Consider the following 22,852-nt stretch of genomic DNA (forward strand, 5'->3'; position numbering starts at 1 on the left):
CGTTCTATTTCAGTGCGGTCTTGGCCGGTGCCTTCAGGGGATCGTCCTCGGCGATTTGGATGGGGCTGCCGTTTTCCAGCTTCACCTGCCCCGAGGTCACGACAATGTCGCCCGGCTTTACGCCCTGCTTCACCACCACGGTCCCGTCGCGGCGGTCGCCCAACTGGACAACGGCGCGTTCGGCGATCTTGCCCTTGTCGCCGTCGCGAACCACGAAGACGGCGTCGCCGTGCAGGTTGTAGGACACCGCCGAGACCGGAATGGTGACCACCCTTTCCGTGGCGGGGCGGTCGATCTCGATCTTGGCGAACATACCGGGGCGCAGGCGCTGACCGGCATTGGGGAACTTGGCCTGGACCGTCACCATGCCGGTCTTCGAATCCACCTGCGGCTCGATGGCGGCGATGGCTCCGTCGAAACTCTGAGCGGGCCAGGCGTCGCTGGTCATGCGCACGTTCTGTCCGACGCTCACCGCCGACAGATCCTTCTGCGAGACGGTGAAATCGCACAGCATCAGCGAGAGATCTTGCAGATTGACCATGACCTGACCAGGCTGGACATATTGGCCCAGATCGATCTTGCGCACGCCAAGGACGCCGTCGAATGGGGCCGCCACCGATTTCTTGGCGATCTGGGCATGCAGCCCGGCCACCTTGGCTTGCTTCACCTTCAACTCGGCCTGGGTCTTTTCCAGGGCGGCGACGCTGACGGTGTTGGAACGCAGCAGCGCCACATTGCGGTCGTTGCTGGTATGGGCCAGGGCCAGTTCGGCCTCGGCGCTGCGCAGATCGCCCAGTTCCACATCGGAATCCAGGCGCACCAGAATCTGGCCGCGCTTGACCTCCTGGCCCGACTGGAAGCCGATCTCCTTGACCAGACCGGACAGGGAGCCCGCGATATCGACGCCGTTCACCGCCTGCAGCGTGCCCACGGCGAAAACCGTGCTGCGCCAGTCGTCGAGGCTGGCGGTGGCTGCGGTCACCGAGACCACCGGCTTTGGCATATTGGCGAAATACTGCTTGATCATGGTGTTGCGGAAGCCGACGAAGCCGAAGACGCCGCCGAACACCACGGCGCTGCCCACCAGCATGATGATCATTCTCTTGGCCTTCATGATGGGCCTCCTTCCTTGACGGTCAGCAGATCGAGGGCATGGCGCATCAGGCATTCGCCAGCTTTGTCGTCGCCGAGACGAATGCCCATCAGGCGTTGAAAATACAATCCATCCATGGCGGTACGGATCAGTCCGGCCCTGGTCACATCGGGGCTGTCGCTGGCGATGCGATCCTGCCAGAGGGCATACATGGCGTGAACGGGCGCCATCAGGTCTGGATTGACGGTGATCGCCGCCAGCAGAGCGCCGCCCACGGGATCATTGGCCGGGCCGGTGGGGTCGAAGCAGGCCCGCACCAGGGTGCGCGCCCAGCGATAGGGGCCTTCGGGCTCGCGCTGGTAATAGTCGCGGTTCAACTGGTCGCACTGGTCGATCAATCGTTGGACCATGCCGCGGATCAGGTCGTCCTTGCTCTTGAAGTGGTAGAGCACGCCGCCCTTGCTGACGCCCGCCACCTTGGCGGCGGCGTCCAGGGTCAGCTTGCCCACGCCCTGGTCGCGGACGATGGCCATGGCGGCGTCGATGATTGTGTCGCTGGTGCTCATGAAAGACTATACCGTCCAGACGGTTACTGTACCGGCTGGACGGTATGGTGAATAGGGCGTTCGAGTCTAGCCTTACCTAAGCATGGCTTGGGTGCGTGGAACGCAAATCCGCAGAAAAGCTAGGCCTTTGCCTGATAATAAAGGTTCTGGACGTGGCTTCCCGCCGCGAAGAACACCCAACGCTCGGCCAGCAGGCCGATGAACTGGCAGACGAAGGCCAGGGCGGGCAGGCCCGACAGCAGCAGCGCGGCGGGAACCGCGAAACCGGCCAGCAGGAAGAACACGGTCAGCCCCTTCACCGTGTCCGCGCCGCCGGGGGCGGCGAATTCGATGGTGTTGAAGCTTTCGCCCATGAAGCCCTGGGTGATCTGGCGGATTTGGGTGTGGTGGAGGCCGATGGCGCTTTTCATGGACGACGGCGATTTGGCGGTGGTGTTGGCCCACAGCTGATAGGCCCGGGTGACCAGGGCCAGCAGGGTCAGGACCACGGCGCCCGCCAGCATGAAGCCTGCCAGGCCGCTGCCCATGACCGCTCCATAGGCGGCGGCCAGGGTGAAGCCCGATGCCAATCCCATCAGCAGGTAGTTGATCACTGTCCACGACGAAGCCCATTGGCGGATGAAGCGGACGCAGGCATAGATCATACCGGTGCAGACGAAGAGCGCCACAGAACCGGCCACCACCAGGAAGCCCATGGCCATGGGCAAGTCCAGCGCCTTGCCGTTGCCGAAGGTCAGCAGAACCGGCGCCCAGCCCAGGGCGTGAATGCCCGCGTAAAGCACCGCCAGTCCGCAGACCGCCGGAATCAGGATCACTTCGCGGGACAGCCACGAGGTGCGCCAGCGGGTCGCCGCCCGCCAGCCACGCTGCGGATTGGCCAGATGGAAGATCGACGCAACCAGGCCCAGGCACAGCAGCACCAGGGCCAGCAAGCCGCCGACCGCATAGAAGCCGCCGGTCTCGGGCGCGGCTCCGGCGCCGATGACGTGATAGAACTGTCCGGCCACCAGGGCGATCAGCAGGCCTTGGCCTGCGCCGATCAGGGTGGTGAGGAAGACGACGGAAAACGCGGGTTTCATGGGGCTCTCCTTCGTCTACCAGCTCGACACGCCGTCGATGGTGGGCGTGGTGAAGGCGGGACGGGGCTTCTCCCCCTCGGCCTTCAGCGGATTGTCCACCCGCACCAACTCGTCGGCATGCAGCACCGTGGTGATCTTGCGGCGCGGCAGATAATGATTGGACGGCTTGGTTCCCCATTCCGGCATCAACTGGAATCCGCCATTGTCGTGAATGGCCTTGGCGGCTTCCGACGCGGGATCGTTGATATCGCCGAAGATGCGGGCGGAGGCAGGGCAGGCCAGCACGCAGGCGGGCTTGCGCCGATCTTCCTCGATGGTCTTGTCGTAGATGCGGTCGACGCAGAGCGTGCATTTCTTCATGACGCCCTGGACCGGGTCGAATTCACGGGCGCCGTAGGGGCAGGACCACGAGCAGTATTTGCAGCCGATGCACTTGTCGTAGTCCACCAGGACGATGCCGTCCTCTTCCCGCTTATAGCTGGCCCCGGTGGGGCAGACCGGCACGCAAGGCGGCTCCTCGCAATGCAGGCAGCTTTTCGGGAAATGGACGGTCTCCGTATTGGGGAAGGTGCCGCATTCATAGGTCTGGACGCGGTTGAAGAACACCCCGGTGGGGTCTTTCCCATAGGGGTTCTCGTCGGTCAGGGGACCGGCCCAGCCCGACGTGTTCCATTCCTTGCACGAGGTCACGCAGGCATGGCAGCCGACGCAGACATTGAGGTCGATGACCAGGGCGAGCTGAACCTTGCTCATGGCTGCTTCCTCCCCGCCAGGAAGGCTCTGACCTTGGCTTTGAATCCGATGGCCTGGCCGGGCAGGCTCGGCATGGTCTTGAACTGGGGCCAGCTTTCCTCGGCCTCGCCGGGCTTGCAGGCGGTGACGCGGACCTTAAGGTCGTACCACGCCGCCTGACCGGTGACCGGATCGGAATTGGACACCGGCTTGCCCGCCACCATGTTGGGCAGTTCCTCGGAAATCAGGTGATTCAGCAGGAAGCCCTTCTTGGACTCGTTGGCGTCGGCGTCCAGCGCCCAGGCGCCCGAGGCCTTGCCGATGGCGTTCCAGGTCCACACCGTGCCGGGTTCCACCGCCTCGGTGAACTTGGCCTGGCACTTGATCTTGCCCCAGGGGCTTTCCACCCACACCCAGGCGCCGTCGCCGAAATTGCCCAGGGCGCCCACCTTGGGATGGAGGAACAGCACGTTGTTGGTATGGATCTGACGCAGCCACGCATTCTGGGAATCCCACGAATGGTACATGGCCATGGGCCGCTGGGTCAGCGCCGACAGCGGGAAGCTGGCGCCGTCCGAGCACCGCCATTCCAGCGGCGTGTAATAGAAGGGCAGGGGGTCGAAGAAGGTCTTCACCCGCTCACGCAATCTCTCGGGCGGCTGCTTGCCCTTCCACTTGCCTTCTCCGGCAAGGCGGAACTTCTGCAGCACCTCGGAATAGATGTGCGGGATGATGGGATCGGTGAACCGCACCATGCGATGGCGGTAGGCCCATTCCAGATAGCCCTTGTTCCAGTTGCGCATGTACTGGAACGACGGCGGCATTTCGTGGTGATAGTGGTTGTTGTTGCGGGCGTACATTTCCCACTGGTTCGGGTTGGGCTCGCCCACCAGGAACTTCTCGCCCGCCTTGCCGCGCCAGCCCGACAGGAAGCCGATGCCGGAGCCCGGCTCGGTCTCGAAATTGACGATGAAGTCGGGATAGTCGCGGAACTTGCGCGAACCGTCCTTGTTGGTGAAGCCGGGCAGCTTCAACCGGGTCGCCAGTTCGATGATGACCTCTTGGAACGGCTTGGAATCGCCCAGCGGCGGCAAGATCGGCACGCGCACCGAATCCACCGGCCCGTCGAATTCCGAGATGGGCCGGTCCAGGATGCTCATCACGTCATGGCGTTCCAGATAGCTGGTATCGGGCAGAACCAGATCGGCGAAGGCCACCGTCTCGGACTGGAAGGCGTCGCACACCACCAGGAAGGGGATCTTATAGGCGCCCGACTCGTCCTTGTCGGTGAGCATCTTCCTCACCTCGGACGTGTTCATGGTGGAATTCCACGCCATGTTGGCCATGAACAGCAACAAGGTGTCGATGGGGTAGGGATCGCCGCGCCAGGCATTGGTGATGGCATTGTGCATCATGCCGTGCACCGACAGCGGATATTCCCACGAAAAGCCCTTGTCCAGCCGGATGGGCTCGCCGTCGGCATCCACCGACAGATCGTCGGGGTCGGCGGGCCAGCCCAGCGGCGTTCCGGTCAGCGGCTCGCCAGCCTTGATGGCCTGCGGCCCTTTGGGCGGCTTGGGGCAGGGCGGGATGGGACGCGGGAAGGGGGCGCGGTGGCGGAAACCGCCGGGCCGGTCGATGGTGCCCAGCAGGGTCATCAGGATGGCCAGCGCCCTGGTGGTGTGGAAGCCGTTGGAATGGGCGGCGAGGCCGCGCATGGCGTGGAAGGCCACCGGATTGCCGGTGATCTTGTCGTGCTCGTTGCCCCAGCAATCGGTCCAGGCGATGGGCAGCTCGATGGTCTGGTCGCGCGCCGTGACGCCCATTTCGTGGGCAAGGCGGCGGATGGTGGCGGCGGGAATGCCGGTGATGCCCTCGGCCCATTCCGGGGTGTAGTCCTTGACCCGCTCCTTCAGCAGTTGGAACGAGGGCTTGACCGGGGTGCCGTCGGCCAGGGTGAAGCTGCCCATCAGACGGCCCTCGGTGCCCTTGGTCCGGGCGATGACCGGCGCGTCGGAGGCCCGGTCCCACCACATCTTGTCGGGGGTCTCGAAGGTGTCGGGCCGCACCGGTACGCTGCCTTCGCGCACGAACAGGCCGTGCTCGTCGGATTCGGCGTTCTGGTTCACCAGTTCGGCGGCGTTGGTGTACTGGACCAGGAAGTCGCGGTCGAACAGGCCCAGTTCGATGATCTCGCGCACCAGGGCCAGCAGCAGGGCGCCGTCGGTGCCGGGGCGGATGGGCACCCATTCATCGGCGATGGCGGCATAGCCGGTGCGGACCGGATTGACCGCGATGAAACGTCCTCCGCCCCGCTTGAAATGGGCGAGCTCGCGCTTCAGCGGGTTCGAGTGGTGATCCTCGGCGGTGCCGATCATGATGAACAGCTTGGCCCGTTCCAGGTCGGGGCCGCCGAACTCCCAGAAGCTGCCGCCGAAGGTGTAGATCATGCCGGCCGCCATGTTGACCGAGCAGAATCCGCCATGGGCGGCGTAATTGGGGGTGCCGAACTTGGCGGCGAACAGGCCGGTCAGCGCCTGCATCTGGTCGCGGCCGGTGAACAGGGCGAATTTCTTGGGATCGGTGGCGCGAAGATGGCCCAACCGCTCGGACAGGGTGTCGAAGGCCTCGCCCCAGGTGATGGGCTCGAAGGCGCTTTCGCCGCGCTCGCAGCCTTCCTTGCGCTTCAAGGGCTGGGTCAGGCGGGCGGGCGAGTACTGCTTCATGATGCCCGAGGCGCCCTTGGCGCACATGATCCCCTTGTTCAGGGGATGATCGGGGTTGCCCTCGATATAGCGGACCTCGCCATCGCGCAGATGCACCCGGATGCCGCAGCGGCAGGCACACATATAGCAGGTGGTGGTTTTGACTTCCGACCGCCCGATTTCGGAATCGGGAATGGACACGGGATCCCTCATGCCGACCTTACCCCCCATTGACCTTGTTCTCGCCGCCCTTGGGGCACGCGCATTTAGGACACTCTACTTTAGTGTCATCTAATAAGGCAATGGCGAAAGGGGCGACCGGGCCCCCACATAGGTGGGAACCCGGCGCAAGACTCGGTCAGGCCGATAGGAAGCCGCCATCGCGAACGGCGTCTTGATGGCGTTCCAGTTCGTCCAGCAGGGCCGGGTCCAAGCCCTGGCTGCCCCATTGATCGAAATGGACCAAGTCCCGGATCGGCAGGCGGGGGCGCCAGCCCGCCGCTTCCAGTTCGGGGCGGGGGTGGAAGCCCTTGACCCTGCCGACGCACAGATAGGCCACCGGCACGATGCCGTCCGGGATGTTCAGGGCCTTCTGGACCGTGGCGTTGTCGAAGATGCTGACCCAGCCGACGCCCAGGCCCTCGGCGCGGGCGGCGAGCCAGAGGTTCTGGACGGCGCAGACGCTGCTGTAGAGATCCATGGTGCGGATATGGGTGCGCCCGATCACCACCGGACCGGCGCGTTCGCGGTCGCAGGTGACGCAGATATTGACGGGGGCCTCCATGATGCCTTCCAGCTTGAGCGAGCGGTAGACGTCGCGCTGGTCTTCCGGGAACATCAGGGCGGCCTCGGCATGGGCCTTGACGAAGGCGTCGTGAACCCGTCGGCGTACATTGGAGTCGCGGATGATCAGGAAGCTCCACGGCTGCATGAAGCCCACCGACGGCGCATGGTGGGCGGCGGTCAGGATGCGGCTGAGCACATCGTCGGCGACCGGGTCGGGCAGGAATTCGCCACGGGTGTCGCGGCGGGTCAGGATGGCCCTGTAAACCCCGTCGCGCTGGGCGGCGGGCAAGGGCGTAGCGGGCATAAGGTTCGCGTCCATCAGTATTCCCCTATGATGGAACGCCCGTCCTGCCGTCCATGCGGGCCGGGCAATCTCCGTCTGGCCGGTCTTCTGACTGCGGATCATCCCGGACAAGCGCCTTCCCGGCCGAAGCCAGTGGCCACTGCTTGCCGGTCCCCGACACAGCGTTGGGCACGTCGCGGAGTCTCACCGCGTTCCCGATTCTCCGACACGCTCACCGCGTGCCGACACCAGATGGATGGCGTGTTCTACGCTGAGACGGGGCGGGAAACAAGGACGTCCTGGACGTCAGGCGATGTGGGCAATTGAGACCGCCGTCATGTCGTCGCCAAGCGGCGTTTCGACCTGATCGAGGAATTGCGCGGCCATGGCGGCAATGCCGATGCCACCGGCCGGGGTGTGGTGACGGCGCACCAAATCCAGCAGCCGCTCGTCCTCGAACATTTCTCCGTCGGCGATCACCGCCTCGGTCATGGCGTCGCTATAGATAAACAGGCAACAGCCGGGAGGAAAGGCGATCTGGCGGTTGAAGTATTTGGCCGAAGCCTGAAGCCCAAGCGGTGGGCCGGACGTATCGACCCATTGGGTATTGCCGCTTGGGTCGAACAAAATCGGACGCGGAGCCCCAGCGCCCGACCATGTCATCGTCCCGGCGACAGTGTCGATGACGGCCAATACGATGGTGGCATATTGCCCGCGGGGCAGCAGTTCGCGCAGGGTGCTGTTCAGTTGTTGGAGGGTCGCGGCCGGATTGGCGATCTGTTCCTTCAATTCGCTGATCAAGGTGTGGAGACGGAATACATTGAGGGCGGCGCCGACTCCGTGGCCCGAAAAGTCGAGGGCATAGACCACGAGGCGGCCGTCCTCGCCCTCCAGGCATCCCCACAGGTCGCCGCCGATATCGGAAGAGGGCTTGAAGAAGCCGTCCACGGACAAGCCATAAGTGGAGCGAATGCGGTCAAGACGGGCGACGCTTGGCAGCAGATGGAACTGCATATTGCGGGCCGTCGACAATTCCTCGGCCATGCGGTCGTACTCGACCGCCAGCATCTCGGCCAGGGCCAGACGTTCCTTGTCGCTGCGAAAGCGGTAGATGGCGTAGAGCAGGGTGCGCGACAGCGACCGGCCATCCAACTCGCCCTTGATGACGTAGTCCTGGGCTCCGGCCTCGATGGCGTGCTCGGCGGCGAGGGGGTCATCGTTGCCGGTCATGATGACGATCGGCAGTGGCGTAATGGCCTCCTGAAGGCGGCCCAGGGTTTCCGAACTATGGGAATCCGGCAGGCCGAGGTCGAGCAGCAGGACATCGAAGGCGGCGCTGACCTTCAGCCTTTCGATGGCCTCGGTCAGCGTCGATTCGTGCATCACGATGAAGCCGGGGGTCTTGACCTCCTTCAGCACGGTCTTGACCATATGGGCGTCGCCCGGATTGTCCTCGATCAGAAGGACTCTCAGCCGCTGCTGAATCATCGCCGCTACCTGCCCGTATCCAGAAGCATTTCACGGAACAGGGCCAGCAGTTGCTGGTCGAGCGCGGCGGTCATGGAATTGGTCATGACCTGAAGCGCATTTTCTGAATCCAGCGCCGATTTGTAGGGGCGTCGATCGCTGAGAGCGCAAAAGACGTCGACGATGGCCGACATGCGGGCCAGTTCGTTGAGTTCCGAGCCCTTCAGGCCGATGGGATAGCCGGTGCCGTTCAGGCGCTCGTGATGCTGATTGCCGATCAGATGAATATTCTTCGGCAGGTCGGAGCATTTTTCCAGATAGCTGGTCGTGACCGCGACATGGCCCTTCATCTGTTCCAATTCGGCCGGGGATAGGGCACCGACCTTGTTCAAGACGTCATAGGGAATGGACATCTTGCCCACGTCGTGAAGAAGGCCGCCGCTGCCCAACAGCGACAGGTCGTCGCCCTTCAGGCCGATCGTGTAGCCGAACAGCAGCAACAAGGTGGCAACGCCCAGGCTATGGGCGTAGGAGAAGTTGTCGTGGCCGCGAACCTCGCTCAGGATCGTTCGGAATTCTCCCGTTCCCACCGCTTCGATCAGGGGGCCGCAGGCATCGGTGACCGCCGAATAGGCGATGGGCTCGCCATTCTCAATCACGTCGCTGACGCTGTTGAAGATGTCCATGGTGCCGACCAGCGCATTGCGATGCAGGGTCGGCAGCTTTTCCCACCGGTGCTCGATGGCCTTGTTGATTTCCTTGGAGATGGCGCCGATCAGCACGCTGCGCCGATAGGGCTTGGCCAGGAAGGAACTGGCGCCGCATTCCATGGCGGCCTTGCGAATGCCTGGGTCGTCGCCGGGACCGATCAGTACCACCGGGATCGCGGAAAGCGCGTGATCGCGACGCACCATTGCGACGAAGTCCAAGGCTTCCGAGGTCACCGCCCCCTTGGCGATCACGATGGCGCCAGGGGGAGACTTCTGCAGGGCCGCAAGCGCCTCGCTCGTCGAGGCGAATGTGGCAATGCGATAGAACGACATCAGCGCATGTTCGACCTGCCGCCGATGACTTTCACTGGCGTCCACCACCATCACCAGTTCCTGGCGGAAAATGGTCCTCGATTCGATCTGCACCACAATCCTCTGTCTGCGATCCCTTGGCCCTGATCACATCAGGGCTCGGACGCCTCTTTCGTCGTGTCGACTGCCATGCCTCGGCTCGATTCAGCTCCTTCCCGGAAGCATCCTCGCCCCCACCATGGAGCATACGCAGATACCTACCATATGGAATAGGCGGCGGTCCACGGGCTGATGACAATGCATTGATCAAGCGCTAAGGGGCGCGGTGGCCGACCCGCATATGGCGTTCGGCCGCCCAACAAAAACCCCCGCCGGGTTGCCCAGGCGGGGGTGATTGCGTCAAGAGGCCTTATTCCGCCGCGGGCGGAGGCTCGGAGGCCTCGATGGCGGGGAGATTGGCGGCTTCCAGATCCTGCATGTCCTTGTCGCGCTGAGCGGCAATGGCGCGCAGGCGGTTCATCACCGCGCCGGTACCGGCGGGGATCAGACGGCCGACGATGACGTTTTCCTTCAAGCCCTGGAGCGAATCGACCTTGCCGGAAACGGCGGCTTCGGTCAGCACGCGGGTGGTCTCCTGGAAGGAGGCCGCCGAGATGAAGGAATGGGTCTGCAACGAGGCCTTGGTGATGCCCTGGAGCACCGGAGTGCCCGAAGCCGGGCGGCCCTGTTCGCGGATGGCCTTGGAGTTCTCGATCTCGAACTCGGTGCGGTCCACCTGCTCGCCCACCAGAAGGGTGGTGTCGCCAGCATCGGTGATCTCGACCTTTTGCAGCATCTGGCGAACGATCACCTCGATGTGCTTGTCGTTGATCTTCACGCCTTGGAGACGATAGACCTCCTGGATCTCGTTGATGAGATACTGGGCCAGCGCTTCCACGCCCAACACCTTGAGGATGTCGTGCGGCACCGGATTGCCGTCCATCAGCGGGTCGCCGCGACGGACATAGTCGCCTTCCTGCACGCTGATATGCTTGCCCTTGGGGATCAGGTACTCGAAGGCGTCGCCGTCCTCGGGGACCACCATGATCCGACGCTTGGACTTGTAGTCCTTGCCGAATTCGACGCGGCCGTCGATGTCGGAGATGATGGCGTGATCCTTGGGCTTGCGGGCTTCGAACAGCTCGGCCACACGCGGCAGACCGCCGGTGATGTCGCGGGTCTTCGACGACTCGCGCGGGATACGGGCGAGCACGTCGCCGGCATTGACCTTGGTGCTGTTCTCCACCGACAAGATGGCGTCCACGCTCATGAAGTAGCGGGCTTCCAGGCCGTTGGCCAGAACCACTTCCTCGCCCTTGTCGTCGCGCAGGGTGACGCGGGGACGCAGTTCGGAGCCGCGCGGCTGCTGCTTCCAGTCGATGACCACCTTGCTGGTGATGCCGGTGGCTTCGTCCATGACTTCACGCATGGACAGGCCTTCGATCAGGTCCACATAGTGGGCCACGCCCGCCCGCTCGGTGATGATCGGCAAGGTGTAGGGATCCCATTCGGCCAGCTTGGCGCCGCGCGTGACCTTCTGGCCTTCGTCCACCAGCAGCTTGGCGCCGTAGGGGACACGGTGACGGGCGCGTTCGCGGTTGTTGTGGTCCAGCAGGGCCACTTCGCAATTGCGGCTCATGACGATGGAATGGCCCGACGAGTTCACCACCAGATTGCGGTTGATGACCTGAACGGTGGAGTCCAGCGTCGCCTCGATGCTGGACTGTTCGGCACCGCGCTGGGCGGCGCCGCCGATGTGGAAGGTCCGCATGGTTAGCTGGGTGCCCGGCTCGCCGATGGACTGGGCGGCGATGACGCCGACCGCTTCACCCACATTGACGCGGGTACCACGGGCCAGATCGCGGCCGTAGCAGGTGCCGCAGACGCCCTCTTCCGAGTCGCAGGTGAGCACCGAGCGGATGACCACGGTCTCGATGCCCGCGGCGTCGATGGCCTCGACCTCGGCTTCCTGGATCATCTGGGCTGCCTTGACGAGAACCTCGCCGTTCAGCGGATTGACGATGTCACGCGCCGCCGAGCGGCCGAGGATACGTTCGGCCAGCGAGGCGATGACCTCGCCGCCTTCGATCACCGGCGAGACGGTCAGGCCGTTGGTGGTGCCGCAATCCTCCTCGCAGATGATGGCGTCCTGGGCCACGTCCACCAGACGGCGGGTCAGGTAGCCCGAATTGGCGGTCTTCAAGGCCGTATCGGCCAGACCCTTACGGGCGCCGTGGGTGGAGTTGAAGTACTCCAGCACGGTGAGGCCTTCCTTGAAGTTCGAGATGATCGGCGTCTCGATGATCTCGCCCGAGGGCTTGGCCATCAGACCGCGCATACCGGCCAGCTGCTTCATCTGGGCGGCGGAACCACGGGCGCCGGAATGGGCCATCATGTAGATGGAGTTGATCTGCTTGCCCGGAACCAGGCTGGAGATCTGCTTCATCATGGCGTCGGCGACGTCGTCGGTGCACTTGGACCAGGCGTCGACCACCTTGTTGTACTTTTCGCCCTGGGTGATCAGGCCGTCCTGGTACTGCTGCTCGTATTCCTTGGCCTTTTCCTCGGTCTCGCCGACCAGGGTTTCCTTTTCCGGCGGGATGACGAGGTCGTCCTTGCCGAAGGAAATGCCAGCCTTGAAGGCGTTGGAATAGCCTAGACCCATGACGCGGTCGGCGAAAATCACCGTTTCCTTCTGACCGCAGTGGCGATAGACCACGTCGATCACGTTCTGGATCTCCTTCTTGGTCAGAAGGCGGTTGATCAGCGAGAACGGCACGTTCTTGTGCTTGGGCAGCACCACCGACAGCATCATGCGGCCCGGCGTGGTGTCCACGATCTGAGTGACGGGAGTGCCCTCGGAATCCACCGTGTCGAAGCGGGCGCGGATCTTGGAATGCAGCGTGACGGTCTTTTCCGCCAGGGCTTCCTCGATCTCGGCCATGTTCACGAACACCGGCACCCGATACAGGATCGCCTTATTGGCCTTGATGGCCTTTTCGGCTTCGTCCGCATTGGCGACCGTAAAGGCGGTGCCGGGCTTTTCCACGTTGAACAGGCGCAGGGCGCCGCTCTTCAGCCCGGCTTCCAGGGCGTCCTTGCCGGTCACGTTGACGCGGCGATGGGCGGTGACCTCACGCTTGGCGATGCGATCCAGCAGGCCGTCGATATCCTTGACGTCGATCTTGGCGTTGGGATCGGTCGGGCAGTAGAACAGGATCGAGTTGTTGGCCATGGCGCCCTTCAACTCGTCCACGCCGCGGATGCGCATGGCTTGGCCCGGCTGTTCGTCCCGCTCCATGGTGATGTAGTAGATGCCCAGCACGATATCTTGCGACGGCACGATGATCGGCTTGCCGTTGGCGGGCGACAGGATGTTGTTGGTGGACATCATCAGGACGCGGGCTTCCAACTGGGCCTCGAGGCTCAGCGGGACGTGCACGGCCATCTGATCGCCGTCGAAATCGGCGTTGAAGGCGGTGCAGACCAGCGGATGCAGTTGGATGGCCTTGCCCTCGATCAGCACGGGCTCGAAGGCCTGGATGCCGAGACGGTGCAGGGTCGGCGCGCGGTTCAGCATCACCGGATGCTCGCGGATGACCTCTTCCAGGATGTCCCACACCTCGGGACGTTCCTTTTCGACCATGCGCTTGGCGGCCTTGATGGTGGTGGCCATGCCGTAGAGTTCGAGCTTGGAATAGACGAAGGGCTTGAACAGCTCCAACGCCATCTTCTTGGGCAGGCCGCACTGGTGCAGCTTGAGTTCCGGGCCGACCACGATGACCGAACGGCCGGAATAATCGACGCGCTTGCCCAGCAGGTTCTGACGGAAGCGACCCTGCTTGCCCTTCAGCATGTCGGACAGCGACTTCAGCGGACGCTTGTTGGCCCCCGTGATGGCGCGGCCGCGACGGCCGTTGTCGAACAGGGCGTCGACGGCTTCCTGCAGCATGCGCTTTTCATTGCGCACGATGATCTCGGGGGCGCGCAGTTCGATCAGCCGCTTCAGACGGTTGTTGCGGTTGATGACGCGGCGATAGAGATCGTTGAGATCGGAGGTGGCGAAACGGCCGCCGTCCAGGGGAACCAGCGGACGCAGTTCCGGCGGGATGACCGGAATCACTTCCAGGATCATCCATTCGGGACGCGAGCCGGATTCCATGAAGGCTTCCACCAGCTTCAGCCGCTTGACCAGCTTCTTGCGCTTGGCCTCGGAGGTGGTGTCCTTCAGATCGGCCTTGATCTTGGCCTTCTCTTCTTCCAGCTCGATGACCGTCAGCATGTCGCGGATGGCTTCGGCGCCGATCTTGGCGGTGAAGGCATCCTCGCCGTATTCGTCGACGGCGCGCATATACTGTTCTTCGGTCAGCAGTTCGCGCAGCTTCAAGGGCGTGAGGCCGGGCTCGACCACCACGTAGTTCTCGAAATACAGGATGCGCTCCAGATCCTTCAAGGTCATGTCGCACAGCAGACCGATGCGGGACGGCAGCGACTTCAGGAACCAGATATGGGCGACGGGGCTGGCCAGTTCGATATGGCCCATGCGCTCGCGCCGGACCTTGGCCAGCGTCACTTCGACGCCGCACTTCTCGCAGATGATGCCGCGATACTTCATGCGCTTGTACTTGCCGCACAAGCACTCGTAGTCCTTGATCGGGCCAAAGATGCGGGCGCAGAACAGGCCGTCGCGCTCCGGCTTGAAGGTCCGATAGTTGATGGTCTCGGGCTTCTTGATTTCGCCGTAGGACCACGAGCGGATGCGCTCGGGCGAAGCAATCGAGATACGGATCTGGTCAAACGCCTGGGTGCCGCTCGCCTGACCAAAGATCTTCATAAGTTCGTTCATAGACATGCTCCCGTGTGACCTTTCGGGTGCGGCGGGGGGAGATATCCCCCCCGCCCCGGGTAAATGGCTTTAGAAGTCGCGCTGAGTCAGCTCGACGTTCAGGCCAAGGGACCGCAGTTCCTTGACCAAGACGTTGAACGACTCGGGAATGCCGGCCTCGAAGGTGTCGTCGCCGCGCACGATGGCCTCGTAGACCTTGGTGCGGCCGGAAACGTCATCCGACTTGACCGTCAGCATCTCCTGCAGCGTGTAGGCGGCGCCGTAGGCTTCCAACGCCCAGACTTCCATTTCGCCGAAGCGCTGGCCGCCGAACTGGGCCTTGCCGCCCAGCGGTTGCTGGGTGACCAGCGAGTACGGACCGATGGAACGGGCGTGGATCTTGTCGTCCACAAGGTGGTGCAGCTTCAGCATATAGATGTAGCCCACGGTGACCTTGCGGTCGAAGGGCTCGCCGGTGCGGCCGTCCACCAGGGTGACCTGACCCGACGACGAGCGATTCGCCTTGCGCAGCATCTCGACGATGTCGCTCTCGCGGGCGCCGTCGAACACCGGCGTGGCAATGGGCACGCCGTGGTTCAGATTGGTCGCCAGCTCGATGATCTCGTCATCGCCGAGATCGGCGATGTCGCTGCCATAGGTCTCGTCGCCATAGACTTCCTTCAGCTTGCCGCGCAGGTCGGCCAGAGTGGCCGAATTGCGCTTGTAGCTGTCCAGCATGGCGCCGATCTGCTGGCCGAGGCCCGCGCAGGCCCAGCCCAGATGGGTCTCGAGGATCTGACCGACGTTCATGCGCGACGGCACGCCCAGCGGGTTCAGCACGATGTCCACCTGCTGGCCGTCTTCCAGATAGGGCATGTCTTCCAGCGGAACGATCCGCGAGATGACGCCCTTGTTGCCGTGACGACCGGCCATCTTGTCGCCCGGCTGCAGCTTGCGCTTCACCGCCACGAACACCTTGACCATCTTCATGACGCCGGGCGGCAGCTCGTCGCCGCGCTGGAGCTTCTCGACCTTGTTCTCGAAACGCTCTTGCAGCTTTTCCACCTGGGCGTCGAAGGCGCGCTTCAACTGCTCGGCATCGGTCATGATCGCGTCGTCTTCGACGGCGATATTGCGCCAGGCGGTGGGGTGCAGCTCGTCCATGTTGGCATCGGCCAGCGTGGTGCCCGCCTTCAGGCCCTTGGGACCGGAGACCACCTTCTTGCCGATCAGCAACTGCTTCAGACGGGCGAAGAACGACCGCTCCAGAATGCCGCGCTCGTCGTCGCGGTCCTTGGCCAGACGTTCGATTTCAGCCCGCTCGATGGCCAGCGCGCGTTCGTCCTTCTCGACGCCACGGCGCGAGAAGACGCGGACTTCCACGATGGTGCCCGACACGCCGGGCGGCAGGCGCAGGGACGTGTCGCGCACGTCGGAGGCCTTTTCGCCGAAGATGGCGCGCAGCAGCTTCTCTTCCGGGGTCATCGGGCTTTCACCCTTGGGGGTGACCTTGCCCACCAGGATGTCGCCCGGCTTGACCTCGGCGCCGATATAGACGATGCCCGCCTCGTCCAGGTTCTTCAGGGCCTCTTCACCCACATTGGGAATGTCGCGGGTGATTTCTTCCTGGCCCAGCTTGGTGTCGCGGGCCATGACCTCGAATTCCTCGATATGGATCGAGGTGAACACGTCGTCGCGGACGATGCGTTCGGAGATCAGGATGGAGTCCTCGAAGTTGTAGCCGTTCCAGGGCATGAACGCGACCAGCACGTTGCGGCCCAGCGCCAGCTCGCCCAACTGGGTCGAGGGGCCGTCGGCGATGATGTCGCCCTTGGCGATCAGATCGCCCACCTTAACCAGCGGACGCTGGGTGATGCAGGTGTTCTGGTTGGAACGCTGGAACTTCAGCAGGTTGTAGATGTCGACGCCCGACGCGGCCGCCGAGGTTTCCTCGGTGGCACGGATGACGATACGGGTGGCGTCCACCTGATCGACGATGCCGGTGCGCTTGGCGGTGATGGCGGCGCCGGAGTCGCGGGCGACCGCCTGCTCCATGCCGGTGCCCACCAGCGGGGCCTCGGCGCGGATCAGCGGAACCGCCTGACGCTGCATGTTCGAGCCCATCAGGGCGCGGTTGGCGTCATCGTTTTCCAGGAACGGGATCAGCGCGGCGGCGACCGAAACCAACTGCTTCGGCGACACGTCGATCATGTTGATCTCGGAGGGCGGCACCATGACGAAGTCGCCAGCCTGACGGCAGGAGACGAGGTCATGGACGAAGCGGCCTTCCGCGTCCAATTCCGAATTGGCCTGGGCGACGGTATAGCGACCTTCTTCCATGGCCGAGAGATAGACCACGTCCGAGCTGACGATGCCGTCCTTGACCTTGCGGTAGGGCGCCTCGATGAAGCCGTACTGATTGACGCGGGCATAGGTGGCCAGCGAGTTGATCAGACCGATATTCGGGCCTTCCGGCGTCTCGATCGGGCAGATGCGGCCGTAATGGGTCGGGTGCACGTCGCGCACTTCGAAACCGGCTCGCTCGCGGGTCAGACCGCCCGGCCCGAGGGCCGACAGACGCCGCTTGTGGGTGATTTCCGACAGCGGATTGGTCTGATCCATGAACTGCGACAGCTGGCTGGAGCCGAAGAATTCACGCACGGCCGCCGCGGCGGGCTTGGCGTTGATCAGGTCGTGGGGCATCACCGAGTCGATGTCGACGGACGACATGCGCTCGCGGATGGCGCGCTCCATGCGCAGCAGGCCGACGCGATACTGGTTTTCCATCAGTTCGCCGACGGAGCGGACGCGACGGTTGCCCAGGTGATCGATGTCGTCGATCTCGCCCTTGCCGTCCTTCAGCTCCACCAGCACCTTGATGACGCCCAGGATGTCTTCCTTGCGCAGCACGCGGACGGTATCGGCCACCTCGGGGGTGTTCAGGCGCGAGTTCATCTTGACGCGGCCCACGGCCGACAGGTCGTAGCGCTCGGAGTCGAAGAACAGGCCGTTGAACAGGGCCTCGGCGGTTTCCAGCGTCGGGGGCTCGCCGGGACGCATGACGCGGTAGATGTCGATCAGCGCTTCCTCGCGGGACGAATTCTTGTCCACCGCCAGGGTGTTGCGCATATAGGGGCCGACATTGATGTGGTCGATGGCCAGCACCGGCAATTCGGTGATGCCGACCTTCTCCAACTCGGCGACCAGGGCGTTGGTCAGCTCGTCACCGGCCTCGGTGAAGATCTCGCCGGTCTGCTCGTTGATAAGATCCTCGGCCACGTATTGGCCGATCATGTCCTCGGGGGCCACCAGGATTTCGGTCAGGCCGGCTTCCTTGAGCTTCTTGCCCAGGCGCGGCGTCATCTTGGTGCCCGCGTCGGCGACCTTTTCACCGGTCTTGGCGTCGATCAGGTCCGAGACCAGCTTGACGCCCTTCAGGCGATCGGTGTCGAAGGAGGTCTTCCAGCCCTTGGGGCCACGGGTATAGATGACCTTGCCGTAGAAGTAGGACAGAACCTCTTCCGAGGTCATGCCGCGAATCTCGGACTGCTCCAGGCCACGGCCCTCGGCGGCGCGGGTCTTGCGCAGGGCGGCGGTGTTCATGCCGTCCAGGGCATAGAGCAGGGTGGTCACGGGCAGCTTGCGGCGGCGGTCGATGCGCACATAGACCAGATCCTTGGCGTCGAACTCGAAGTCCAGCCAGGAACCGCGATAGGGAATGACGCGCGCCGCGAACAGATACTTGCCCGACGAATGGGTCTTGCCCTTGTCGTGGTCGAAGAACACGCCCGGGCTGCGGTGCATCTGGGAAACGATGACGCGCTCGGTGCCGTTGATCACGAAGGTGCCGTTGGACGTCATCAGGGGCATGTCGCCCATATAGACGTCCTGTTCCTTGATGTCGCGGATGGAACGCGCGCCGGTGTCCTCGTCCACGTCCCAGACGACTAGACGGAGCGTCACCTTCAGGGGCGCGGCGAAGGTCATGCCGCGCTGCTGGCATTCCTCGACGTCATATTTGGGAATCTCAAGCTCGTAGCGCACGAATTCCAGGGTTCCCCGCTCGGAGAAATCCCGGATCGGGAAGACGGACTTGAAGACCTCTTGCAGGCCGACATTGGCGCGGCTTTCTGGGGCTACGTCCATCTGCAGGAAATGATCGTAGGAGCTCTTTTGCACCTCGATCAGATTCGGCATCGGCGCAACGGTGGGAATCCGCCCAAAGCTTTTGCGCACACGCTTGCGACCCGTATAGGATTTAGCCATTGCCGCTCCTCGTCCTCTTCGTGGGCATCCGCCCAACACTCTCGTTCGCCCCGGTTTTGCCGGGATGCCTCCCAAGGAGGCCCCTACCCGTTAGGGCAGGAAGTAACCCGCCCGTAAGGGCTGGTAGAATAAAGCGCCAGAAGGCCGGGAAGCGCGAAACACGCATCCCGGCCCCTGGTCAACACGCCGAATGGCGATCTTACTTGATCTGGACCTTGGCACCGGCCTCTTCCAGAACTTTCTTGATCTTCTCGGCTTCGTCCTTGCTGGCGCCTTCCTTGACGGCCTTGGGAGCAGCCTCGACGAGATCCTTGGCTTCCTTCAGGCCCAGGCCGGTGATGGCGCGGACTTCCTTAATGACGTTGATCTTCTTCTCGCCGGCTTCGGCAAGGATCACGTCGAACTCGGTCTGCTCTTCGGCAGCGGCGGCGGCACCACCACCGGCGGCCACGGCGGCCACGGCCACCGGAGCGGCGGCGGAAACGCCCCACTTCTCTTCCAGCATCTTGGACAGCTCGGCGGCTTCCAGAACGGTCAGGGCCGACAGATCGTCAACCAACTTGGCAAGATCAGCCATTTACATAACTCCTAGATAGTCAAAAGCTTGAAGCTTTGGTTTAGCAGGGAAAATCTCACGCAGCGTCCTTGTCCGCCTTGGCGCGCAGAACCCGGGCCAGCTGGCCAGCGGGAGCCTGAAGCACACCGGCGATACGGGTAGCCGGAGTCGAGATCATGCCGATCAGGCGGCCACGCAGCTCGTCCAGGGACGGCAGGGTGGCAAGGGCCTTCACACCGTCGACATCCAGGCGCTTGCCGCCCAGCGATCCACCCAGGATCACCAGCTTGTCATTGGCCTTGGAAAATTCGGCGGCGATCTTGGCGGCGGCGACCGGATCGCGCGAAATGGCGATGGCGGTCGGACCGACGAAAAGATCAGCGAGGTTCTCGAACTCGGTACCAGCAAGGGCAAGCTTGGTGAGACGGTTCTTGGTCACCTTGAAGCTGGCTCCAGCCGCGCGCATCTTGACGCGGAGGTTGGTCATCTCGGCAACCGTCAGACCCTTGTAGTGGGTGACGATGACGAGACCGACGTCTCCGAGTGTTCCATGCAGCGACCCGACCCAATCTGCTTTCTGTGTCCGGTCCACTTTCGTCTCCAAACATAGAGCCGAAGCCCCGCTTCCGGGAAAATCCCTTGGCGATGTCCTCGGTCCATTTGCCCATAGCCCCGTTGAACGGCGAACCGCCCTTCGGAGCCGGTGGCCTGTCCCAGAAGCTTCAAGCCGTACACGACCGACCCTTATTCAGGGGCGGACGGAAACGTCCTTTTACCTCTGTCTCGGTAGGCGGGAGCTCCCATCAAGCCTTCCTCGGACACATCCTCGGTCGGCACCTACGGTCTCGGACAGGTGCGGAACCCTCCTTGTTAAGGGGAGGATCCCTGGTATCCCGCCCCCGAAGGGGCGGAAATTCTCAGATCATCAAAGCCGTTAGGCTCCGACGGTCGCGACGTCGAGCTTCACGCCGGGGCCCATGGTAGAGCTCAGCGACACCTTCTTCAGATAGGTGCCCTTGGCGCCCTGGGGCTTGGCCTTGGTGATGGCGTCGACGAACGCCTTGACGTTTTCGGCCAGCTTCTCTTCCGAGAACGAGGCCTTGCCGATACCGGCGTGCACGATGCCCGCCTTTTCGACGCGGAACTGAACCTGACCGGCCTTGGCGGCGCGGACGGCTTCGGCGACGTTGGTGGTCACGGTGCCGAGCTTCGGGTTGGGCATCAGGCCGCGCGGGCCGAGAACCTTGCCGAGACGCCCCACCAGACCCATCATGTCGGGGGTGGCGATGCAGCGGTCGAAGTCCATGGTGCCGCCGTTGACGGCCTCGAACAGATCGTCGGAACCGACGATGTCGGCACCGGCCTTCTTCGCTTCCTCGGCCTTGTCGCCCTTGGCGAACACGGCGACGCGGACGGTCTTGCCGGTGCCGTGGGGCAGTTCGACCACGCCACGGACCATCTGGTCGGCGTGACGGGGGTCGACGCCCAGGTTCAGCGAGATCTCGATGGTCTCGTCGAACTTGGCGACGGCGCGGGACTTGATGGCCTTCACCGCATCGGCGAGGCTGTAGAACTTGTCGCGGTCGATGCCTTCATAGGCAGACTTCAGGCGCTTTCCGATAGCCATGGGATTACTCCACCACCTTGAGGCCCATGGAACGGGCGGAACCGACGATCATGCTGGAAGCGGCCTCGACGTCATTGGCGTTGAGGTCGACCATCTTCTTTTCGGCGATCTCACGGATCTGCGCCATGGTCACCTGACCCACCGTGCCCTTGCCGGGAGTGGTGGTGCCCTTCTGGATGCCAGCGGCCTTCTTCAGGAAGAAGGTGACCGGAGGCGTCTTGGTGACGAAGGTGAAGGTACGATCCGAATAGGCGGTGATCACCACGGGAATCGGCATGCCGGGCTCGAGGCCCTGGGTCTGGGCGTTGAACGCCTTGCAGAATTCCATGATGTTCAGGCCGCGCTGACCCAGCGCGGGACCGATCGGCGGCGAGGGATTGGCCTTGCCGGCCGGGACTTGGAGCTTAACATAGCCCACGATCTTCTTTGCCATCTCGATATCCTCTGTTTAGCACCAGAGTTGGCGGTACGGCCATGGCCGGCCTTCCGCCCTCCAAACCGCTTCCGGACATCCAGAAGCGGAAAACGAAAACACCCCTAAGCCGCTCCGCCGGTTAGGCGGGGCGGCTTAGGGACGCAAAATTCAGACCTTCTCGACCTGCGAGTATTCCAACTCCACCGGGGTGGAGCGCCCGAAGATCGAAACCGCCACCTTGAGGCGGGCCTTTTCCTCGTCGACTTCCTCGACAAGGCCGTTGAACGAGGTGAAGGGGCCGTCGGAAACCCGCACCTGCTCGCCCACCTCGAAGGTGATGGAGGGCTTGGGGCGTTCGACGCCTTCTTGCACCTGCTTGATGATGCGTTCGGCTTCCCGGTCGGTGATCGGCACCGGGCGGCCCTTGCCACCCAGGAAGCCGGTCACTTTCGGCGTGTTCTTGACCAAGTGCCACGTGTCGTCGGTCAGCACCATCTTCACCAGGACATAGCCGGGGAAGAACTTGCGCTCCGCGTTGACCTTGGCACCCCGGCGGACCTCGACCACTTCCTCGGTCGGCACCAGCACCTGCTCGAACAGATCGGCCATGGCCTTCTGCTCGGCTTGCTCGCGGATCGATTGGGCGACCTTCTTCTCGAAGCCGGAATAAACGTGAATCACATACCAACGGGCGGTGGCCATTTTTGTTGTCAGCCTCCCAGACCGAACACGAGCTTGACGCTCCAGGCGAAAATCTGATCGACGACCAGGAAGAACACAGCGGAAAGCATCACCATCACGAACACCATGGCGGTGGAGACGGAGGTTTCGCGCCTGCTTGGCCAAGTTACCTTGGCAACTTCCTGGCGGACCTGCTTGAAGAAAAGGGCCGGAGTCGTCTTTGCCATATCTCTACTGTCACGATTGCGTTCCGCCGGAACTTCGACGAAACGACTTGGCAGGAGTGGAGGGGCTCGAACCCCCAACCCCCGGTTTTGGAGACCGGTGCTCTACCAGTTGAGCTACACTCCTGCAGCCGTCGCCGGTCCCCAGTCACGAGGGACCGATATCGGGCCCGGCGTGACCGAAGCCACGCCTTATACAGCTACTCGCTGGTCTTGGCAACAACGCCGAACCGCCTTTGTGCCTTGTTGGAAAACAAAGCTTTCAGCGGCTCGGCGCACTGCACAAAACCCTTATTACTCGACGATCTTGGCGACGACGCCGGCGCCGACGGTACGACCGCCTTCACGGATGGCGAAGCGCAGGCCTTCGTCCATGGCGATCGGGCAGATCAACTGCACTTCCATGGAAACGTTGTCGCCCGGCATCACCATCTCGGTGCCTTCCGGCAGGCTGACCACACCGGTCACGTCGGTGGTGCGGAAATA

At 63.3% G+C, this 22,852-nt stretch carries 17 protein-coding genes, 1 tRNA gene and 1 riboswitch; all 18 genes read right to left on the bottom strand.

The genetic code is table 11. From position 1 onward, the window contains the following. Positions 1–4: 4 nt before the first annotated feature. Complete coding sequence (locus tag CU669_RS18770; RefSeq protein ID WP_112147131.1) at positions 5–1,114, bottom strand: efflux RND transporter periplasmic adaptor subunit; 1,110 nt, start codon at positions 1,112–1,114, stop codon at positions 5–7. Then, positions 1,111–1,659, bottom strand: a complete 549-nt coding sequence (locus tag CU669_RS18775) for a TetR/AcrR family transcriptional regulator (protein WP_112147132.1) — start codon at positions 1,657–1,659, stop codon at positions 1,111–1,113. Before CU669_RS18775 ends, CU669_RS18770 begins: the two co-directional genes overlap by 4 nt. Positions 1,660–1,778: 119 nt before the next feature. Beyond that, a complete protein-coding gene (locus CU669_RS18780; RefSeq protein ID WP_112147133.1) occupies positions 1,779–2,738 on the bottom strand; it encodes a dimethyl sulfoxide reductase anchor subunit family protein in 960 nt (319 codons plus the stop codon). A gap of 15 nt (positions 2,739–2,753) precedes the next feature. Then, positions 2,754–3,491 carry a 4Fe-4S dicluster domain-containing protein gene (locus CU669_RS18785; protein ID WP_112147134.1) on the bottom strand — a complete coding sequence of 246 codons (738 nt, stop codon included), beginning with the start codon at positions 3,489–3,491 and terminating at the stop codon, positions 2,754–2,756. Further along, positions 3,488–6,388 (bottom strand): molybdopterin oxidoreductase family protein, encoded by a 2,901-nt coding sequence (locus tag CU669_RS18790; protein WP_112147135.1) that lies wholly within the window; start codon positions 6,386–6,388, stop codon positions 3,488–3,490. The genes CU669_RS18785 and CU669_RS18790 overlap by 4 nt, the downstream gene beginning before the upstream one ends. A 145-nt stretch (positions 6,389–6,533) precedes the next feature. Continuing rightward, positions 6,534–7,280, bottom strand: a complete 747-nt coding sequence (gene bluB / locus CU669_RS18795) for a 5,6-dimethylbenzimidazole synthase (protein ID WP_112147136.1) — start codon at positions 7,278–7,280, stop codon at positions 6,534–6,536. Between the two features lie 45 nt (positions 7,281–7,325). Further along, a riboswitch (cobalamin riboswitch) is annotated at positions 7,326–7,512 on the bottom strand. Positions 7,513–7,550: 38 nt separating this feature from the next. Continuing rightward, positions 7,551–8,732: a SpoIIE family protein phosphatase gene (locus CU669_RS18800; protein WP_112147137.1), complete on the bottom strand. Its 1,182-nt coding sequence runs from the start codon at positions 8,730–8,732 to the stop codon at positions 7,551–7,553. Between the two features lie 5 nt (positions 8,733–8,737). Beyond that, the gene (locus CU669_RS18805) at positions 8,738–9,847 is read right to left on the bottom strand and encodes a response regulator (RefSeq protein WP_112147138.1); all 1,110 of its coding nucleotides are present in this window, start codon (positions 9,845–9,847) and stop codon (positions 8,738–8,740) included. Between the two features lie 295 nt (positions 9,848–10,142). Then, a complete protein-coding gene (gene rpoC / locus CU669_RS18810) occupies positions 10,143–14,618 on the bottom strand; it encodes a DNA-directed RNA polymerase subunit beta' (protein WP_112147139.1) in 4,476 nt (1,491 codons plus the stop codon). A 69-nt stretch (positions 14,619–14,687) separates the two neighbouring features. Beyond that, the gene (rpoB, locus tag CU669_RS18815) at positions 14,688–18,863 is read right to left on the bottom strand and encodes a DNA-directed RNA polymerase subunit beta (protein ID WP_112147140.1); all 4,176 of its coding nucleotides are present in this window, start codon (positions 18,861–18,863) and stop codon (positions 14,688–14,690) included. 199 nt (positions 18,864–19,062) lie between these two features. Beyond that, complete coding sequence (gene rplL / locus CU669_RS18820) at positions 19,063–19,440, bottom strand: 50S ribosomal protein L7/L12 (RefSeq protein WP_112147141.1); 378 nt, start codon at positions 19,438–19,440, stop codon at positions 19,063–19,065. A 55-nt stretch (positions 19,441–19,495) separates the two neighbouring features. Further along, positions 19,496–20,011 (bottom strand): 50S ribosomal protein L10, encoded by a 516-nt coding sequence (rplJ, locus tag CU669_RS18825; protein WP_112147147.1) that lies wholly within the window; start codon positions 20,009–20,011, stop codon positions 19,496–19,498. A gap of 342 nt (positions 20,012–20,353) precedes the next feature. Then, complete coding sequence (rplA, locus tag CU669_RS18830; RefSeq protein ID WP_112147142.1) at positions 20,354–21,046, bottom strand: 50S ribosomal protein L1; 693 nt, start codon at positions 21,044–21,046, stop codon at positions 20,354–20,356. A 4-nt stretch (positions 21,047–21,050) separates the two neighbouring features. Beyond that, a complete protein-coding gene (rplK, locus tag CU669_RS18835) occupies positions 21,051–21,479 on the bottom strand; it encodes a 50S ribosomal protein L11 (protein ID WP_112147143.1) in 429 nt (142 codons plus the stop codon). A 150-nt stretch (positions 21,480–21,629) separates the two neighbouring features. After that, on the bottom strand, positions 21,630–22,163 hold the full coding sequence (nusG, locus tag CU669_RS18840; RefSeq protein WP_112147144.1) for a transcription termination/antitermination protein NusG: 534 nt from the start codon (positions 22,161–22,163) through the stop codon (positions 21,630–21,632). An 8-nt stretch (positions 22,164–22,171) separates the two neighbouring features. Continuing rightward, on the bottom strand, positions 22,172–22,369 hold the full coding sequence (gene secE, locus CU669_RS18845) for a preprotein translocase subunit SecE (protein WP_112147145.1): 198 nt from the start codon (positions 22,367–22,369) through the stop codon (positions 22,172–22,174). Between the two features lie 48 nt (positions 22,370–22,417). Next, positions 22,418–22,493: transfer RNA gene (locus tag CU669_RS18850), tRNA-Trp, on the bottom strand. 167 nt (positions 22,494–22,660) lie between these two features. Then, a partial coding sequence (locus tag CU669_RS18855; protein ID WP_456095311.1) for an EF-Tu C-terminal domain-related protein occupies positions 22,661–22,852 on the bottom strand: 192 nt, incomplete at its 5' end.

It is taken from the genome of Paramagnetospirillum kuznetsovii (genome assembly GCF_003284725.1).
GTDB lineage: Bacteria > Pseudomonadota > Alphaproteobacteria > Rhodospirillales > Magnetospirillaceae > Phaeospirillum > Phaeospirillum kuznetsovii.

What these genes read in the sequence shown, in the direction of transcription:
- CU669_RS18770 (WP_112147131.1), bottom strand. Translation starts at nt 1,114, where the DNA reads ATGAAGGCCAAGAGAATGATCATCATGCTGGTGGGCAGCGCCGTGGTG.
- CU669_RS18775 (WP_112147132.1), bottom strand. Translation starts at nt 1,659, where the DNA reads ATGAGCACCAGCGACACAATCATCGACGCCGCCATGGCCATCGTCCGC.
- CU669_RS18780 (WP_112147133.1), bottom strand. Translation starts at nt 2,738, where the DNA reads ATGAAACCCGCGTTTTCCGTCGTCTTCCTCACCACCCTGATCGGCGCA.
- CU669_RS18785 (WP_112147134.1), bottom strand. Translation starts at nt 3,491, where the DNA reads ATGAGCAAGGTTCAGCTCGCCCTGGTCATCGACCTCAATGTCTGCGTC.
- CU669_RS18790 (WP_112147135.1), bottom strand. Translation starts at nt 6,388, where the DNA reads ATGAGGGATCCCGTGTCCATTCCCGATTCCGAAATCGGGCGGTCGGAA.
- bluB (WP_112147136.1), bottom strand. Translation starts at nt 7,280, where the DNA reads ATGGACGCGAACCTTATGCCCGCTACGCCCTTGCCCGCCGCCCAGCGC.
- CU669_RS18800 (WP_112147137.1), bottom strand. Translation starts at nt 8,732, where the DNA reads ATGATTCAGCAGCGGCTGAGAGTCCTTCTGATCGAGGACAATCCGGGC.
- rpoC (WP_112147139.1), bottom strand. Translation starts at nt 14,618, where the DNA reads ATGAACGAACTTATGAAGATCTTTGGTCAGGCGAGCGGCACCCAGGCG.
- rpoB (WP_112147140.1), bottom strand. Translation starts at nt 18,863, where the DNA reads ATGGCTAAATCCTATACGGGTCGCAAGCGTGTGCGCAAAAGCTTTGGG.
- rplL (WP_112147141.1), bottom strand. Translation starts at nt 19,440, where the DNA reads ATGGCTGATCTTGCCAAGTTGGTTGACGATCTGTCGGCCCTGACCGTT.
- rplA (WP_112147142.1), bottom strand. Translation starts at nt 21,046, where the DNA reads ATGGCTATCGGAAAGCGCCTGAAGTCTGCCTATGAAGGCATCGACCGC.
- rplK (WP_112147143.1), bottom strand. Translation starts at nt 21,479, where the DNA reads ATGGCAAAGAAGATCGTGGGCTATGTTAAGCTCCAAGTCCCGGCCGGC.
- nusG (WP_112147144.1), bottom strand. Translation starts at nt 22,163, where the DNA reads ATGGCCACCGCCCGTTGGTATGTGATTCACGTTTATTCCGGCTTCGAG.
- secE (WP_112147145.1), bottom strand. Translation starts at nt 22,369, where the DNA reads ATGGCAAAGACGACTCCGGCCCTTTTCTTCAAGCAGGTCCGCCAGGAA.